Source organism: Melaminivora alkalimesophila (genome assembly GCF_000282995.1).
In the GTDB taxonomy this organism is placed as follows: Bacteria; Pseudomonadota; Gammaproteobacteria; order Burkholderiales; family Burkholderiaceae_C; genus Melaminivora; species Melaminivora alkalimesophila.
In genome coordinates this window covers 1-14,554 of the sequence record NZ_ALEE01000425.1, presented here as the reverse complement: position 1 = coordinate 14,554, position 14,554 = coordinate 1, and the positions used below count along the sequence as shown (strand labels likewise).

Sequence of the window (14,554 nt, the reverse complement as noted above, 5' to 3'; positions counted from 1 at the left end):
GCGGGGCGGGCGGGCCGTGCGGGGCGGTTCGGGGGACGTCGCGCGGGTGCTCATGCAGGAGATTGTCCGCCAGGTCGCCAAGGAGACCGCAGGGCGCTCAGGGCGCCACCGGCTTGAAGACCCGCAGCCACTTGGGCGCGGGCAGCTCCCAGCGCGCCTGCAGCGCCTCGGCGCGCGCCTGCAGCTCGGCGCGCTTCGGGCGGCTGGGCGTGCGTTGCGCCAGCACCACCGTGTTGCCCTCGCGCGTCGGCCGGAAGGCCCACAGCGCCAATTCGCCGAACACCCCGGCCAGGCTCTCCAGGCTGCGCTCGTAGCTGGAAGAACGCCCGAAGAGGTTCACCGTCATGCAGCCGTCTTCGGTGAGCAGCGCGCGGCAGTCGGCATAGAAGTCGGCGCTGTCGAGCACCGGCGCCGCCGCCTTGTGGTCGTACAGGTCCACGGCCAGGAAGTCGACGGTGCCGGCGAGTTCGGGCCGCCGCACCTGCTCGGCCGCATCGCCCAGCACCACCGACAGCCGCGGCCCCTCGGGCGGCAGCTTGAACCAGGCGCGGCACACGGCCAGCACCTGCGGGTTCAGCTCGATCGCCGTGGTCCGCATGCGCAGGCGCTTGTAGCAGAACTTGGTGATGGCGCCCGCGCCCAGGCCCAGCTGCAGGGCGTGGCGCTCGGCGAGCGACTCGGGCGAGACGAACAGCAGCCAGGCCATCATGCGCTGCACGTACTCCAGCTCCAGCTCGAAAGGCGCGTCGATGCGCATGGAACCCTGGATCCAGGGCGTGCCGAGGTGCAGGTGGCGCACCTCGCCATCTTCGGAAATGCCGACCTCGGGCAACTCGGCAGGGGTGGTCTTCTTTTTGCTGGACAAGCGGCGGACCCACGGAAACAAGGGGTTGGACAGGTTCGCTGCCAAATGGTGGCGGCCCGGCGGGCGGCTCATTCTGCCCCCAGCAAGGCCCCCAGGCGAGGCAGCGCGACACAGGCATTGTCGCGGCTCGCGCGCGCCAGCTCCGCCGGATCCATGCCGCGCAGCCCGGCAATCACCTCGCCGATGCGCGGCAGCTCGCCCGGGGTGTTGCGCGCCGGGGGTGTGCCCGCCGCGCGCTCGGCGGCCGTCACGTAGAGCCAGTGGGGCGGGATGTCCGGCGCGTCGGTTTCGAGCACGAGGGCCTCCAGCGGCAACCGCGCCGCCAGGCGCCGGATCTGGTGCGCGCGCTCGAAGGTCGCCGCACCGCCGAAGCCCAGCTTGAAACCCATCTCGACGAGGAGGCGCGCCTGCTGCTCGCTGCCGTTGAAGGCATGGGCGATGCCCCCGCGCACCGGCAGCTCGCGCAGGCCCTTCAAGATCTGGTCCACTGCGCGGCGCGAATGCACGATGACCGGCAGCTCGTGCTGGCGCGCCAGGCGCAGCTGCTCGCGCCACAGGTGTTGCTGGCGCCCGTCGTCGAGCGTCTGGTCGAAGTAGTCCAGGCCGATCTCGCCGATCGCCACCAGCCGCGGATCGCCGCTGCGCCGCTCCAGCTCGTCCGCCAGCGCCTGCAGGTCGGCCTCGCCCGCCTGCCGGGTGAACAGCGGGTGAATCCCCAGCGCGTAGCTGTCGCCGTGCCGCGCCGCCAGCTCGCGCACGGCATCGAAGTTGGCGCATTCCACCGCCGGCAGCACGCAGTGCGCCACGCCGCGCCGGCGCGCCTCCTTGCGCACGGCGTCGGCATGGGCCGCGCCGCCGTGGTGCACGAACTCGTCCAGGTGGACGTGGGTGTCGATCCAGGTGGGCATGGCGCCCATGGTGCCAGCGGCGCCCGCCCCCCGGCGTAGGTCAGAGCATGTGGTTCAGGAAGGCGCGCGCGCGCTCGTGGCCTGGGTCGGCGAAGAACTCGCGCGCCGGGCGCGCCGCCACCAGCTCGCCCTGGTCCATGAAGGCCACCGTGTGCGCCACCTCGCGCGCAAACCCCATCTCGTGCGTGACGACCAGCATGGTCATGCGCTCCTCGGCCAGCTCGCGCATGGTGCGCAGCACCTCGCCGGTGAGCTCCGGATCGAGCGCCGAGGTGGGCTCGTCGAACAGCATGATGGCCGGCTGCATGGCGAGCGCCCTCGCGATCGCCACGCGCTGCTTCTGCCCACCCGACAGGCGCGCCGGATAGCTGTCGCGCTTCGGGGCCAGCCCCACCTTGTCCAGCAGCGCCTCGGCGCGCGCCACCGCCTCCGCGCGCGGCACGCCCTGCACCACCATCGGCGCCTCGATCAGGTTCTCCAGCACCGTCAGGTGCGGAAACAGGTTGAAGTGCTGGAACACCATGCCGGTCTTGGCGCAGATGCGGCGCAGCTGCAGGTCCGGCACATAGACGCAGCGCCCGGCCGCGTCGGTCGCCACCAGCGGCTCGCCCTCGATGGCGATCGCGCCGCTGTCGATGGTCTCCAGGTGGTTCAGGCAGCGCAGGAAGGTGCTCTTGCCCGAGCCCGAAGGGCCGATGATCGCCGCCACCTCGCCGCGCCGCACCGTGAGCGAGACCCCGCGCAGCACCTCGTTGGCGCCATAGCGCTTGCGCAGCGCCTGCGCCTCGATCATGGGGACGGCGCCCGCGGCCTCACTGGTCGTACTTGGCATAGCGTCTTTCCAGCCGCTGGAAACCCCAGGTCAGCACCAGCGTCATGAGCAGATAAAAGGCGCCGGCGACGATGAAGGGTGTGGTCGTGAAGTCGCGCTGCACGATGCCGCGCGCGGCGCGCAGCAGGTCGTTGAGCGCCAGCACGTAGATGAGCGAGGTGTCCTTGACCAGGGTGATGGTCTCGTTGCTCATGGGCGGCAGGATGGTGCGCACCATCTGCGGCAACACGATGCGCCGCATGGTCTGCGGGTAGCTCATGCCCAGCACCTTGGCAGCCTCGTACTGGCCGCGATCGACAGACTGGATGCCGGCGCGAAAAATCTCGGCGAAGTAGGCCGCGTAGTTCAGCGCGAAGGCCGCCACCGCCGCCGGGAAGTCCGGCAGGCGCACACCCACGACCGGGACGAAGGGCAGCGCGAAGTAGATGAACAGCATCTGCAGCATGAGCGGCGTGCCGCGCATCAGCCAGATATAGCCATTCACCGCCGTGGACAGCGGCCGCAGGGGCGACAGTCGCGCCAGCGCCAGCGCCAGACCCAGCGGCACCGCCAGCACCAGCGTGATGGCAAACAGCTTGAGCGTGACCGCCGCGCCCTGCGCCAGGGGCCCCAGAAGGGAGAGAACGTAGTCCATAGGATCAGGACGGCTCAGCGCCCTGCACAGCCCGCAACCGCGCCGACCGGCGCGCCCCCGCCGGCGGCCGCGCCGCCGCTCCGGCAACGCAGCCGCTCCAGGGGTTGCACGGCCTTACTTGATGATGTTCTTGCCGAACCACTGCTCGGCGATCTTCGCGGCGGCGCCGTCGGCCTTCATCTCCTCCAGCGCCTTGTCGAGGCGGGCCAGCAGCTCGGTGTCGTCCTTGCGCACGCCCACGCCGTAGTCCTCGGTGCCGAAGTTGTCTTCCAGCACGGCGTATTGGTCGGGCTTCTTGGCCACGTAGTAGCGGCCCACTACCTCATCGACCACCACCGCCTCCAGGCGACCGGCCGACAGGTCCATCAGCGCCGTCACGTTGTCGCCGAAGGTCTTGAGCTCCTTCAGGGACTGGAAAACCGCCTCTTCCTTCTTGATGGCGTCCACGGCGCTGGAGCCTTCCTGCGCGCCCACGACCTTGCCGGCGAGATCGGCCTTGGTCTGGATGGACGAGCCTGCGGGCACCACGATGATCTGGTGGTTTTCCATGTAGGGCGCCGTAAAGCCGATGTTCTGCTTGCGCTCCTCGGTGATGGTCAGACCGTTCCACAGCGCATCGACGCGCTTGCCCGACAGCTCGGCCTCCTTGGCGCTCCAGTCGATGGGCTTGAATTCGACTTCCAGGCCGAGGCGCTTGGCGGCTTCGCGCGCCATGTCGATGTCGAAGCCCACGAGGTCGTTCTTTTCGTCGCGAAAACCCATCGGCGGGAAGTTGTCGTCCAGGCCAACCACGATCTTCGTCACGGCGGCGGGCGCCGGGGCAGGGGCCTCGGCGGCCGGGGCGGCGGGTTCCTGCTTGGAGCAGCCGGCAAGCACGGCTCCGAGGGTCAACAGCGTGACGGCGGCGAACTTTTTCATCATGGCGGGAAGCGCTCTCAAGGTCAATGAAGAAAGGCGAGGTGCGAGGCACCCCGGGCAAACCCGCAATTGTCCCACGGGTGGGCAGGAAGCTGCTGACGAGCCTTCTCAGGCCATGCCGAAACGTGTCGCCAGCGCGCCGGTCAACCCGAACTCCTCCAGGATGGCAGCGAGCCGCTCGGCCGCGCTGCGCTTTCTCTGCCCCGTCCAGCGCGCCAGGATCAGCTCGTTCTTCAGGCTGTGCTCCCAGCCCACCAGCTCGGTCACGGTGACCTGGTAGCCGCTCGCCTCCAGGTGCAGGCAGCGCATGACATTGGTCAGATGGCTGCCCAGCTCGCGCGTGTGGATCGGGTGGCGCCACAGCTCGGCAAGCGGCGTGCGCGCCAGCTGCAGGGCCTTGGAGCCGCGCAGCTGCGCCGCGACCTCCGCCTGGCAGCACGGCACCAGCACCATGGCGCGCGCCTGCTTGTGCAGCCCGAAGGCAATCGCATCGTCGGTCGCGGTGTCGCAGGCGTGCAGCGCGGTCACGATATCGATGCGCTCGGGCAGTCCCGCCTCCCGGCCCGCGGCATCGGCCACCGCCAGATTGAGGAACTCCATGCGCTCGAAGCCCAGCCGCTGGGCCAGCGCCCGGGATCGCTCGACCAGATCCGCGCGCCACTCGATGCCGTAGATCCGCCCGCGGCCCTGCCCCTTGAAGAACAGGTCGTACAGGATGAAGCCCAGGTAGGACTTTCCTGCCCCGTGGTCGGCCAGCAGCGGTGCGTGGCCGTCCTGCGCCAGCTCCGCCAGCAGCGGCTCGATGAACTGGTAGAGGTGGTAGACCTGCTTGAGCTTGCGCCGCGAGTCCTGGTTCAGGCGCCCTTCGCGCGTCAGGATGTGCAGCTCCTTGAGCAGCTCGATCGACTGCCCCGGGCGCAGCTCCGCCAGCACGGCCGCGTCCTGGGATTCGCTGCCCTTGCCCCTCCTGCGGGACTCCGTGGGCCGCCGCGCGGGCCGGGGCGCCGTCACGGCTGTGCCTTCCCGCGCCCCGCGCCCGCGCCCTGCCCTGCCGCCGCTGCCGCGTGGGCCGGGCAGCGCGGGCCGACATCAAGTGCCTCCCAGCCCGCGGCGCCCAGGGATTCCATCACCTCGATGTTGCGCTCGAAGATCGCCTCCGCCTCGGGAAAGGCCTCGACCGCGCGGTCGATGCTCTCCTCGCGCAGCAGGTGCAGCGTGGGGTACGGCGCGCGGTTCGTGCAGTTGCTCACGTCCTCCGGCGCGGTCCCGGCGAACTGGAAACGCGGGTGGAAGGACGCGACCTGCAGGATGCCTGCCAGGTCCATCGCCTCCACCAGCTCGTCGGCCAGCTCCAGGAAATCGTTGAAGTCCAGGAAATCCTCCATGCAGTGCGGCGCCATCAGCAAGGTGGTGTCGCGCCGCTCGGGCGGGCTCTCGGCCAGCGCCTCCAGCTCCTGCCGCAGGTCCTCCAGCAGCCCGCGCGCATCGGTGGCGTGGCTCACCACGTAGTGGATCTGGTCCTTGGTGTGCACGCCCTTGGCGAAGGGACACAGATTCAGCCCGATCACGGCGCGCTCCAGCCAGCGCACCATGTCCTGGATGACGGTGGCGTCGTGGCCGTCCGCCACGTCGCCTGCGGAAGAGGAAAGATCGTTGTTCATCGGGTCCCGGCCAGCGGCCGCCAAAACCCCGATTCTAGGAAAGGCCCGCCCTCACCCCAGCAGGCGCTGCCCGGTGATGCGCTCGTGCTCGCGCGCTGCGAAGCGGTCCGTCATGCCCGCGATGAAATCCGCCACCGTGCGGGCGCGCTGCGGCAGCGCTCCCTCCAGCGCAACCTCGGCCTGCGCGGCGGGAAGCTCGCGCGGGTCGGCCAGGTAGGCATCGAACAGTTCGCGCACCACCTGCTGGGCCGCGTCCATCTTCTGCATCACCTGCGGGTGCCGGTAGAGAAATTGCATCAGGAAGGCCTTGAGCTCCTGCGAGCGCGCGCGCATCTCTCCGGAAAAACCCACCAGCGCCGGCAGGGCGCGCACCGCCTCGACGCTGTCCGGGCGATGCGCCTGCAGGGCCGCGCGCGTGCTGTCGATCACGTCGTAGACCTGTTCGCTGAGCATCCGGCGGATCGCCTCGTGCAACAGCCGGCGCTCGTTGCCCGCCTCTGCCAGCCGGGGATGCTCGGCCTGCGCCTGCGCACGGTGGCGCTCGAACAGCGACACCTCGCGCAGCTGGGCGAGCGTCAGCAGGCCCGAACGCACGCCGTCGTCGATGTCGTGCGCGTTGTAGGCGATCTCGTCGGCCAGATTGCACAGCTGGGCCTCCATGCTGGGCCGCGCCCCGTGCAGGAAGCGCCAGCCGACGCCCTGCGGCTCGCGCGCCTCCAGCAGCTCGGCGTTGCGCCGCGAGCAGTGCTTGAGGATGCCTTCGCGCGCCTCGAAGGTCAGGTTGATGCCGTCGTAGTCCGGGTAGCGCTCCTCCAGCGCATCGACCACGCGCAGGCTCTGCAGGTTGTGCTCGAAACCGCCGAAGTCGCGCATGCACCCGTTGAGCGCATCCTGGCCGGCATGGCCAAAGGGCGTGTGGCCCAGGTCGTGCGCCAAACTGATCGCCTCGACCAGGTCCTCGTTGAGCGCCAGCGAGCGGGCGATGGAGCGCGCCAGCTGCGCGACCTCCAGCGAGTGCGTCAGCCGGGTGCGGAACAGGTCGCCCTCGTGGTTCAGGAAGACTTGCGTCTTGTAGACCAGCCGGCGAAAGGCCGAGGAATGGACGATGCGGTCGCGGTCGCGCTGGTATTCGGTGCGCGTGGGCGCCGGCGGCTCGGGGTAGCGCCGCCCGCGCGAGCGCGCGGGATCGCAGGCGTAGGGCGCGAGTTGCCCGGGCGCGTTCATCCGCCGGCCTTCCTGATCATCTCAGGCCGTCGCGCAGCAGGCATCGATCACTTCGCGCACCAGCGCATCGGGCGCCGGCCGCACCACCGCCCGGCCCGGCCCGTCGATCAGCACGAAGCGGATCTCGCCGGCCTCGGCCTTCTTGTCCACGCGCATCAGCTCCAGGTAGCGCCCGGCGTTATCGCGGGCATCCAGCACCGGGCCGCGCACCGGCAGGCCAGCGCGCGCGATCAGCACCCGCAGGCGCCCGACGAAATCCCCATCCACCAGCCCCAGGCGGCGCGACAGCTCGGCGGCCATCACCATGCCCGCCGCCACGCCCTCGCCGTGCAACCACTCGCCATAGCCCATGCCGGCCTCAATGGCGTGGCCGAAGGTGTGGCCGAAATTCAGGATCGCGCGCAGCCCGGCCTCGCGCTCGTCGGCGCCCACCACTGCCGCCTTGATCTCGCAGCTGCGCTTGACCACGTGCGCGAGCGCCGCGTGATCGCGCGCCAGCAGGGCGTCCATGTTCGCCTCCAGCCAGGCGAACAGCTCCATGTCGGCGATCGGTCCGTACTTGATGACCTCCGCGATGCCGGCCGCCAGCTCCCGCGCGGGCAGGGTGTCGAGCGTGGACAGGTCGCAGATCACCAGCCGCGGCTGGTGGAACGCCCCGATCATGTTCTTGCCCAGCGGGTGGTTGATGGCGGTCTTGCCGCCCACGCTGGAATCCACCTGTGCGAGCAGCGTGGTCGGCACCTGCACGAAGTCGATCCCGCGCATGTAGCAGGCCGCGGCAAAACCCGTCATGTCGCCGATCACGCCGCCGCCCAGGGCGTAGAGCACGGTCTTGCGGTCGCAGCCGTGGGTGAGCAGCGCGTCGAAGATCAGGTTGAGGGTTTGCCAGTTCTTGTGTTCTTCGCCGTCGGGGAGGGTGACGGTGTGGACGTGGGGGTAAGCATCTCTCAGTGCGCCCAGCAACGAAGCCCCGTACAGCGGGCGCACCCGCTTGTCAGTGACAACCACCGCGACAGTTCCAGAGGAAGGTACGGGACCAACCCTTGAACCGCTCAGTAGTCCGGATCCGATATGAATTTCGTAACTCCGGTCGCCCAGACCAATGGACACTTTTTCCATAACTACTCTCGGCCGCTTTTTAGCATCAGCGTGAACGAAAAAGACCCGGAACTCATGCCGGGTCTTTGGTTAGATAGGGATTCGAGGTAGCCGGCGAGTGTTGCTGCTTGCCGAAATTTTCCTCAGGGCGCAGGCTCAGGCTTCGGGCAGGCTGGCACACTCACTGGCAATTCGATCGTCTTCACAGTCTTGCTGGGACCAGCGGTGAACTGGATTACCCATACGTCCGAGCCTGCCGCACCACCTGATTTACCAGAGGCAGCAAACTCAACCAACGTGCGTCCACCCGCCCTATCGAGGGTAGGCGACCCCGCTACGATGGACGGCGTGGACACGCCACTGCGAGAGCGCACGGTGATGGTCGTGCCTGCTGGCGCTGCGAAGCCGCGTGGCGTCCCCACGAACATCGCTACGCCATTGAACTTGCATGCTTCCACGTCTGCCACCGACAGGTTCAGGGGCCCAGAGAAAGGAACTGTAGTGTTGCTGGATGCGTAGAGGTTCAACCACGAAACCGAAGTCACCCACAGCTGGAGCGAATCACTGATCTGCGTCCCCTGACCAGTCTGAGTAGAGAAAACGACGTCCACAGGAATTCCGTCGGCGGGTCGCGGATTCTGCACTTGATAGTCCACAGAACATACTCCGTTCTGGGTCGTGCAGCCGCCTCGGGAAGAAGAGCCTACACGACCGAAGCTGGCTTGCGCGACGACGGCAACGCCATCGGAAACAGGATTACCGTTCCGATCAACAATTCGCACGTTGACGGTGGAAGAGTCACCAGACAGGTCGTAATCCATATTGAATTTGGATGCCGACAGGTCAAAGCCTCGCTGCGTAGCAACATCGGTGGTGACAGTTAGTGTGTCAGACTGGGTGCTGATGTTGCGTCCGCGCACCGTAGCGTTGACGATCACCGAGGTCGGCTGTGCCTTGGAGCTGACCGATGCCGTCACCCGGCCGGAAGAATCCGTTCGCTCGTCCGCCGTATTCAATGTCACGCTGCCTGCCGGCACAACGTTGAAGTCGACGATTACACCCTTGATGGGAGCTCCCTTGGAATCTACCACGGTGAAGGTCAAGAGCGCTGTCTCCGAGCGCCCGTTACCTCCAGAGCCCGCAATTACGATGGAGCGATCAGACGGGTTGGCTTCTGTGAAATTAATAGCCGTGGCGACTGATTGTGGATCGGCCGCTACCGCCGCCGAGATGGCGACATTCTGGGAACCGATCACTTCGACCTGATTGCCGCTCCTATCAGGAAGTGACGCAGAAGCGACAATCTGCGTTGCTCCCAGGGAAGAGATGCTGGCAGCTTTCAGATCAACTTCAGCCTTTCCGTTGTGATCTGTCAAAGCAGTCGCGGACTCTGGCACAAATGCTAGCAATCCACTCCCTGTTTCGGAAAATGTGACAATCGCATTAGGTACTGGTTGTCCACCCCTATCCCTGAGAATGGCCCTAGCATGGATATCCAAATCAGAGGAGGTAAAGGCATTGACTGCAGACTCGGCATCTCCGCTCCCTTTGAAAACCTGAACGGACATGGTGCCGCCCGGCTGGGGGCCGCCACCTCCGCCTGGAGTTCCCGGATCGCCACCGCCCCCCCCGCAAGCTGCGAGCAGCAAGAACGACGCATACGTCGCGATTTTTCCAAAAATTCTCATTATTTTCACCCTGCCGTTAAATTAACGCGCCGACCTGCGATCGGAAATCACCTTTGATGCAATTTATCGCATTGGCCCGTAGTCTGTAATGATTTTCGGGGTTATAAACACCATCATTTCGCGCTTTTCAGATTCTCTCGTTTTGTTCTTAAAAAGATTCCCAACAACAGGAACATCGCCCAGCAAGGGAATCTTATTCTCCTGCTCAGTTTCTTCCATCTCGAATATGCCACCAATAACCACAGTGCCGCTATTCTCCACAAGGACTTGCGTCTTGATATATCTTGTATTTATCGCTGGGCCATCGTTTGTCATAATTCCTACACTATCTTTATTCACCTCAAGCTCAAGCAATATTCCCCCATCAGGAGCTATTCTAGGCGTCACATTGAGCTTCAGAACAGCATCTTTGAACTCAACCTTTGGTGTAGCAGAGGCACCTGTTCCAGTGCTTGACTTGTAGGGTATTTGAACACCCTGCTTGATCTCTGCAGATTGTTGATCCGCCGTGATGAGGCGTGGGCTTGAAATTATCTTCCCCTGCCCATCCGCCTCCATCGCCGAAAGCTCCAGCGTAAGAAAGCGATTAGCTGCGGCATTAAATATGGACAATGCGAAGGATCCCGGATCCGGAGCGCCTGACAGCGAGGCAGGCAGGTTCAAAAATGTGCCTCCCACGTTCACAGCACTGCCAAAACCCGATGATCCCGTTGCGTTGCCGTAGTCAGTCCCGATGGCGAGACGATTGCCCCCACCAATGGCGTAACCACCGTCACCGCCCCGCTGTGCACGCAGATCTCCCCCGCCCAAGCGCACTCCCAGCGAACGCCCAAAAGTGTCGCGAGCTTCAACAATACGCGCCTCTATCATTACTTGACGCGCTGGCACATCGATTGTCTGCAAAAGTTTTTTCACCTCCTCAAGTCTAGAGGGGACATCGGTGACAAAAATCTTATTGGTCCGAGGCTCGTCCATTGCGCTCCCTCTCTCGGAGAGAAATCGGCCTCCTGGTGCCCCACCCCCTGCTCCAGACACACCGACAGCAGAACTGAAATTTGAAGTCAAGCGCGCCACGATATCGGAGGATTTTGCGTAATTCAGCTGGAAAATCTCCGTCCGCAAGGGTTCCAACTTCTGAATCGCTGCGGCCGCCTCGTAATCCTTTTGCGTCCGCTCGTCGATCTCATCCTTCGGCGCGATCCACAGCACCGTGCCCGACTTGCGCATGCCCAGGCCCTTGGCGTCCATGATGATCTGCAACGCCTGGTCCCACGGCACGTCCTTCAGGCGCAGCGTGAGCGCGCCGGTGACGGTGTCGGACGTGACGATGTTGAAGTTCGTGAAATCGGCGATCACCTGCAGCAGCGAGCGCACGTCGATATTCTGGAAGTTCAGCGACAGCTTCTCGCCGGTGTAGTGCGGGCCCTGCGACAGCTTGCTCATGTCCACCTTCTTGGGGCGCACCTCGACCACGAACTGGGTGTCGCTCTGGTAGGCGCTGTGTTCCCACTCGCCGACCGGATCGATGGCGAGCCGCACGCGGTCGCCCTGCTGGGTGGCGGTCACGGTCTGGATGGGAGTGCCGAAATCCGACACATCCAGGCGGCGGCGCAGTCCTTCCGGCAGCGAGGAACGCAGGAATTCCACGATCAGCCCCTTGCCCTGCTGCTGCAGGTCCACACCGACCTGGTTGCTCGACAGGTCGACGATCACGCGCCCGGCGCCATCGGCACTGCGGCGGAAGTCCAGGTCACGCAGCGGCAGCACATCCGCGTTGTGGCTCTCCGCGAACTTGGTGGGAGCGGGCGTGGCGGAGCCCGCAGCAGCCTGGCGCACGGCGCCTGCGGAGACAGCGGCCGGCTCGAGCGTGACCACCACGGTGCGCCCCTGCAGCTGTGCAGAGTACGAGGTTGGCTGCTTGAGGTTCAGCACCACCCGCGAGCGCTCCTCGGTCTGCACCACGTTGGCCGAGCGCAGGTTGCCCTGGTTGAGCTCCACCACCGAGCGCCCCGTCCCGTTGCCCACGCCCGGGAAATCCAGGGCGATGCGCGCCGGGCTCTGGGTGGCGAAGCCGGCCGGCACCTCGGCGATGGGTTCCGTGAGCTCGATGCGCAGCACCTCGGCGCCGCCCTGCATGAAGGCCGTCACCGATTCGATGCTTGCGCGCGCCTGGGCAAGCGGCGCGGCGAGCGCCGCGGCCAGGGCGAACGCGGCCAGGCGTGCGCCCTTTCTCAGGCGTTGTGTCGTCTCGCTTGTCATTTCTTCTCCCCACTTCCCTCTTGCAATTCCAATGTCGTGGTCCGCTCCACCCAGTCGCCGCCTGGATCCTGGACGATCTCGCGCAGGCGAACTTCCGTTTCGGTGATGGCGACGATGCGCCCGTAGTTCTGGCCGAGGTGGTTGCCCACCTTCACCTGGTACAGGAGCTTGTCCACGTTGATCAACGCGGTCGGCTGGCCTTCCTTGTTCAGGCTGCCCACCATCTTCATGGCATCCAGCGGATAGGCTTCCAGGGGCTCCTTGCGGCGCGCCAGCTCCGGCGCGATCAGGGAGGCATTCGCGCTCGATTGCTCGCTGTCGCGGCGCAGCGCCTGGGTGAGCTTTTGCGGATTGAAGGGATCGACCCCGTCGGCGCCCTCGTAGTCCTGCGGCAGGAACTGCGTGGGCTCCGTCACCTTGAGGGCGCGCGGGCGGGTGGTGGCGCGCAGCTCGGCCATCCACTCGCGCAGGTCGCCCTCGCTGTCCGAGCCACACCCGGCGAGCAGGGCCACGGCCGCCGCCGCAAGGGCCAGCGCCGCCGCGCCGCGCGGCAGGAATTTCCGGCCCATCATTTCTTCGCCCCCGCCTTCTTGCCGCCCTTTGCCTTGTTGGCGGCCTCGCGCTGCGCCTGGATCTCCTCGTTGTCCAGGTAGCGGAAGGTGCGCGCCGTGGCCTCCAGCGTCAGGGTGGACGCGGAGTCCTTGCTGGCGGGCGCCAGCCCGATGTTGTTCAGTGTCACGATGCGCGAGAGGTTCGCCACGTCGGCGGCAAAGGCGCCGATGTCGTGGTAGCGGCCCACCACCTTGATGGCGATCGGCAGCTCGGCGTAATAGTCCTTCACGACCACCTGGCCGGGGCGAAACAGCTCGAACTGCAGGCTGCGCCCCAGGCCCGCCCGGTTGATGTCGGACAGCAGCGCCGACATCTCGGCCTTGCTCGGCAGCTGCTTCTCCAGCTGGGTCACGTATTGCAGCACCTGCTCGCGCTGCTTCTTCAGCACTTCCAGACTGACCGCCTTGGTGAGCTTTTGCTGGTAGTCGGTGCGCAGCTGCTGCTCGGTGCTGCGCTCGGCCTCGAGCTCCTCCTCGTAGTCCACCAGCTGGAAGAACCACAGGAAGGCCGCCACCGCCGCAGCGATGAACAGGCACAGCAGCGTGCGCGGCACGACCGGCCACAGCGAAGGGTCCTTGGGATCGAGGTTGTGGAACTGCCGCTGCAGCTTCTCCTGCAGCTGCGCGAAGTCCAGGCTGGGCGTCTTCTTCCGGGTCGCCATGGTCACTTCCCTCCGGCCGCGGCAGCTTCGGCGCCGGCGTCCTTCTCGGAGCTGCGCACCAGACGGAAGCGCAGGTTGAACGAGGCCACCCGGCGCTGGTCGCGTGGCGACAGGGCAACGTTGGCCGCCACGATCTCCACCAGCTCGGGCTTGGAGATCCAGGGCGTGTTGCCGGCGAGGTTGCGCAGCATCTCGGAGACACGCTCGTTGGACTGCGCCATGCCCTGCATGGTGACGACCTGGTCCTCCTGCTTCATGCTGGTCAGGTACACCCCTTCGGGCAACTGCGCGACCAGCTCGTTGAGCAGGTGCACCGGCAGGTTGCGGTCGGACTGCAGGTCCTCCACCGCCTTCTGGCGCGCCTGCAGCGCCGTGATCTCGTCCTCGATGGAGGCGATCTCCTTGATCTGGCCTTCCAGGACGGCGATCTCGCTGCGCAGGAAGCTGTTGCGCTGCTGTTGCTCGGCGATCTGCGCCTGCAGCCACCAATAGATCAGGCCGGCGATGGCCAGCCCCGCCAGGGCGGACAGCACCATCGTGACCTGGAACGCCTCGCGCCGGCGCTTGCGGGCCGCCTCGCGGTGAGGCAGCAGGTTGATCAGTATCACTGCAGGAACCTCCGCAATGCCAGGCCGCAGGCGGTGAGGTAGGAAGGGGCCTCGCGCGCCAGCTTCTTGCGCCGCACGCCGCTGCCGATGTCCATGCCGTCGAAGGGATCGACCACCGAGCAGGCGGAACCGGTGGTCTGGATGACCTGCTCGGTCAGCCCGGGCAGCGGCGCGGAGCCGCCGGCCAGCAGGATGTGGTCCACGCGGTGGTAGGGTGTGCTGGTGAAGAAGAACTGCAGGGCGCGGCCGATCTCCTGGGCCAGGCTCTCCGCAAAGGGCCGCAGCACCGCCGAGGCATAGTCGTCGGGCAGCTCGCCGCTGCGCTTCTTGGTCTCGGCCTCTTCCTGGGAAAAGCCGTACTGGCGCACGATCAGCTGGGTGAGCTGCGCCCCGCCGAAGGCCTGGTCGCGCTCGTAGAGCACGTCCTCGTTGCGGATGACCTGCAGGCTGGTGGTGTAGCCACCCACCTCGAACAGCGCCACCACGGCGTCCGCGCCACGGCCGGGCAGGCCGCGGATCAGCCGCGCCGCCGCCAGCCGCGCGGCGTGCGTCTCGATGTCCATGATCACCGGCTTGAGGCCGGCCG

At 66.4% G+C, this 14,554-nt stretch carries 15 protein-coding genes; all 15 read right to left on the bottom strand.

Features of this window, described 5'->3' with window-relative positions:
• Window positions 1–97: 97 nt before the first annotated feature.
• Window positions 98–865 carry a class I SAM-dependent methyltransferase gene (locus A612_RS08240; protein ID WP_040436380.1) on the bottom strand — a complete coding sequence of 256 codons (768 nt, stop codon included), beginning with the start codon at window positions 863–865 and terminating at the stop codon, window positions 98–100.
• 68 nt (window positions 866–933) lie between these two features.
• Complete coding sequence (locus tag A612_RS08235; protein WP_040436378.1) at window positions 934–1,773, bottom strand: TatD family hydrolase; 840 nt, start codon at window positions 1,771–1,773, stop codon at window positions 934–936.
• Window positions 1,774–1,813: 40 nt separating this feature from the next.
• The gene (locus A612_RS08230) at window positions 1,814–2,605 is read right to left on the bottom strand and encodes an amino acid ABC transporter ATP-binding protein (protein ID WP_040436372.1); all 792 of its coding nucleotides are present in this window, start codon (window positions 2,603–2,605) and stop codon (window positions 1,814–1,816) included.
• Complete coding sequence (locus tag A612_RS08225; RefSeq protein ID WP_019374025.1) at window positions 2,586–3,239, bottom strand: amino acid ABC transporter permease; 654 nt, start codon at window positions 3,237–3,239, stop codon at window positions 2,586–2,588. Before A612_RS08225 ends, A612_RS08230 begins: the two co-directional genes overlap by 20 nt.
• A gap of 114 nt (window positions 3,240–3,353) precedes the next feature.
• On the bottom strand, window positions 3,354–4,157 hold the full coding sequence (locus tag A612_RS08220; RefSeq protein ID WP_040436376.1) for an amino acid ABC transporter substrate-binding protein: 804 nt from the start codon (window positions 4,155–4,157) through the stop codon (window positions 3,354–3,356).
• Window positions 4,158–4,265: 108 nt separating this feature from the next.
• Window positions 4,266–5,090, bottom strand: a complete 825-nt coding sequence (locus A612_RS08215; RefSeq protein ID WP_019374023.1) for a class I SAM-dependent methyltransferase — start codon at window positions 5,088–5,090, stop codon at window positions 4,266–4,268.
• Between the two features lie 74 nt (window positions 5,091–5,164).
• Window positions 5,165–5,818 (bottom strand): DUF1415 domain-containing protein, encoded by a 654-nt coding sequence (locus A612_RS08210; RefSeq protein WP_019374022.1) that lies wholly within the window; start codon window positions 5,816–5,818, stop codon window positions 5,165–5,167.
• A gap of 51 nt (window positions 5,819–5,869) precedes the next feature.
• Window positions 5,870–7,042: a deoxyguanosinetriphosphate triphosphohydrolase gene (locus A612_RS08205; RefSeq protein ID WP_019374021.1), complete on the bottom strand. Its 1,173-nt coding sequence runs from the start codon at window positions 7,040–7,042 to the stop codon at window positions 5,870–5,872.
• 21 nt (window positions 7,043–7,063) lie between these two features.
• Window positions 7,064–8,161 carry a 3-dehydroquinate synthase gene (aroB, locus tag A612_RS08200; RefSeq protein WP_040436369.1) on the bottom strand — a complete coding sequence of 366 codons (1,098 nt, stop codon included), beginning with the start codon at window positions 8,159–8,161 and terminating at the stop codon, window positions 7,064–7,066.
• A 122-nt stretch (window positions 8,162–8,283) separates the two neighbouring features.
• Entirely contained in the window at window positions 8,284–9,708 is a 1,425-nt protein-coding gene (locus tag A612_RS16540; RefSeq protein WP_158000170.1) for an Ig-like domain-containing protein, read from the bottom strand.
• 183 nt (window positions 9,709–9,891) lie between these two features.
• Window positions 9,892–12,087: a type IV pilus secretin PilQ gene (locus tag A612_RS08195; RefSeq protein ID WP_019374019.1), complete on the bottom strand. Its 2,196-nt coding sequence runs from the start codon at window positions 12,085–12,087 to the stop codon at window positions 9,892–9,894.
• Entirely contained in the window at window positions 12,084–12,656 is a 573-nt protein-coding gene (locus A612_RS08190) for a pilus assembly protein PilP (RefSeq protein ID WP_019374018.1), read from the bottom strand. Before A612_RS08190 ends, A612_RS08195 begins: the two co-directional genes overlap by 4 nt.
• Complete coding sequence (locus A612_RS08185; protein ID WP_040436368.1) at window positions 12,656–13,360, bottom strand: type IV pilus inner membrane component PilO; 705 nt, start codon at window positions 13,358–13,360, stop codon at window positions 12,656–12,658. Before A612_RS08185 ends, A612_RS08190 begins: the two co-directional genes overlap by 1 nt.
• Before the next feature lie 2 nt (window positions 13,361–13,362).
• Entirely contained in the window at window positions 13,363–13,968 is a 606-nt protein-coding gene (locus A612_RS08180) for a PilN domain-containing protein (RefSeq protein WP_019374016.1), read from the bottom strand.
• Window positions 13,965–14,554 (bottom strand): type IV pilus assembly protein PilM (gene pilM, locus A612_RS08175; protein WP_019374015.1); only part of this gene is annotated, 590 nt, incomplete at its 5' end. The genes A612_RS08180 and pilM, both read right to left, overlap by 4 nt.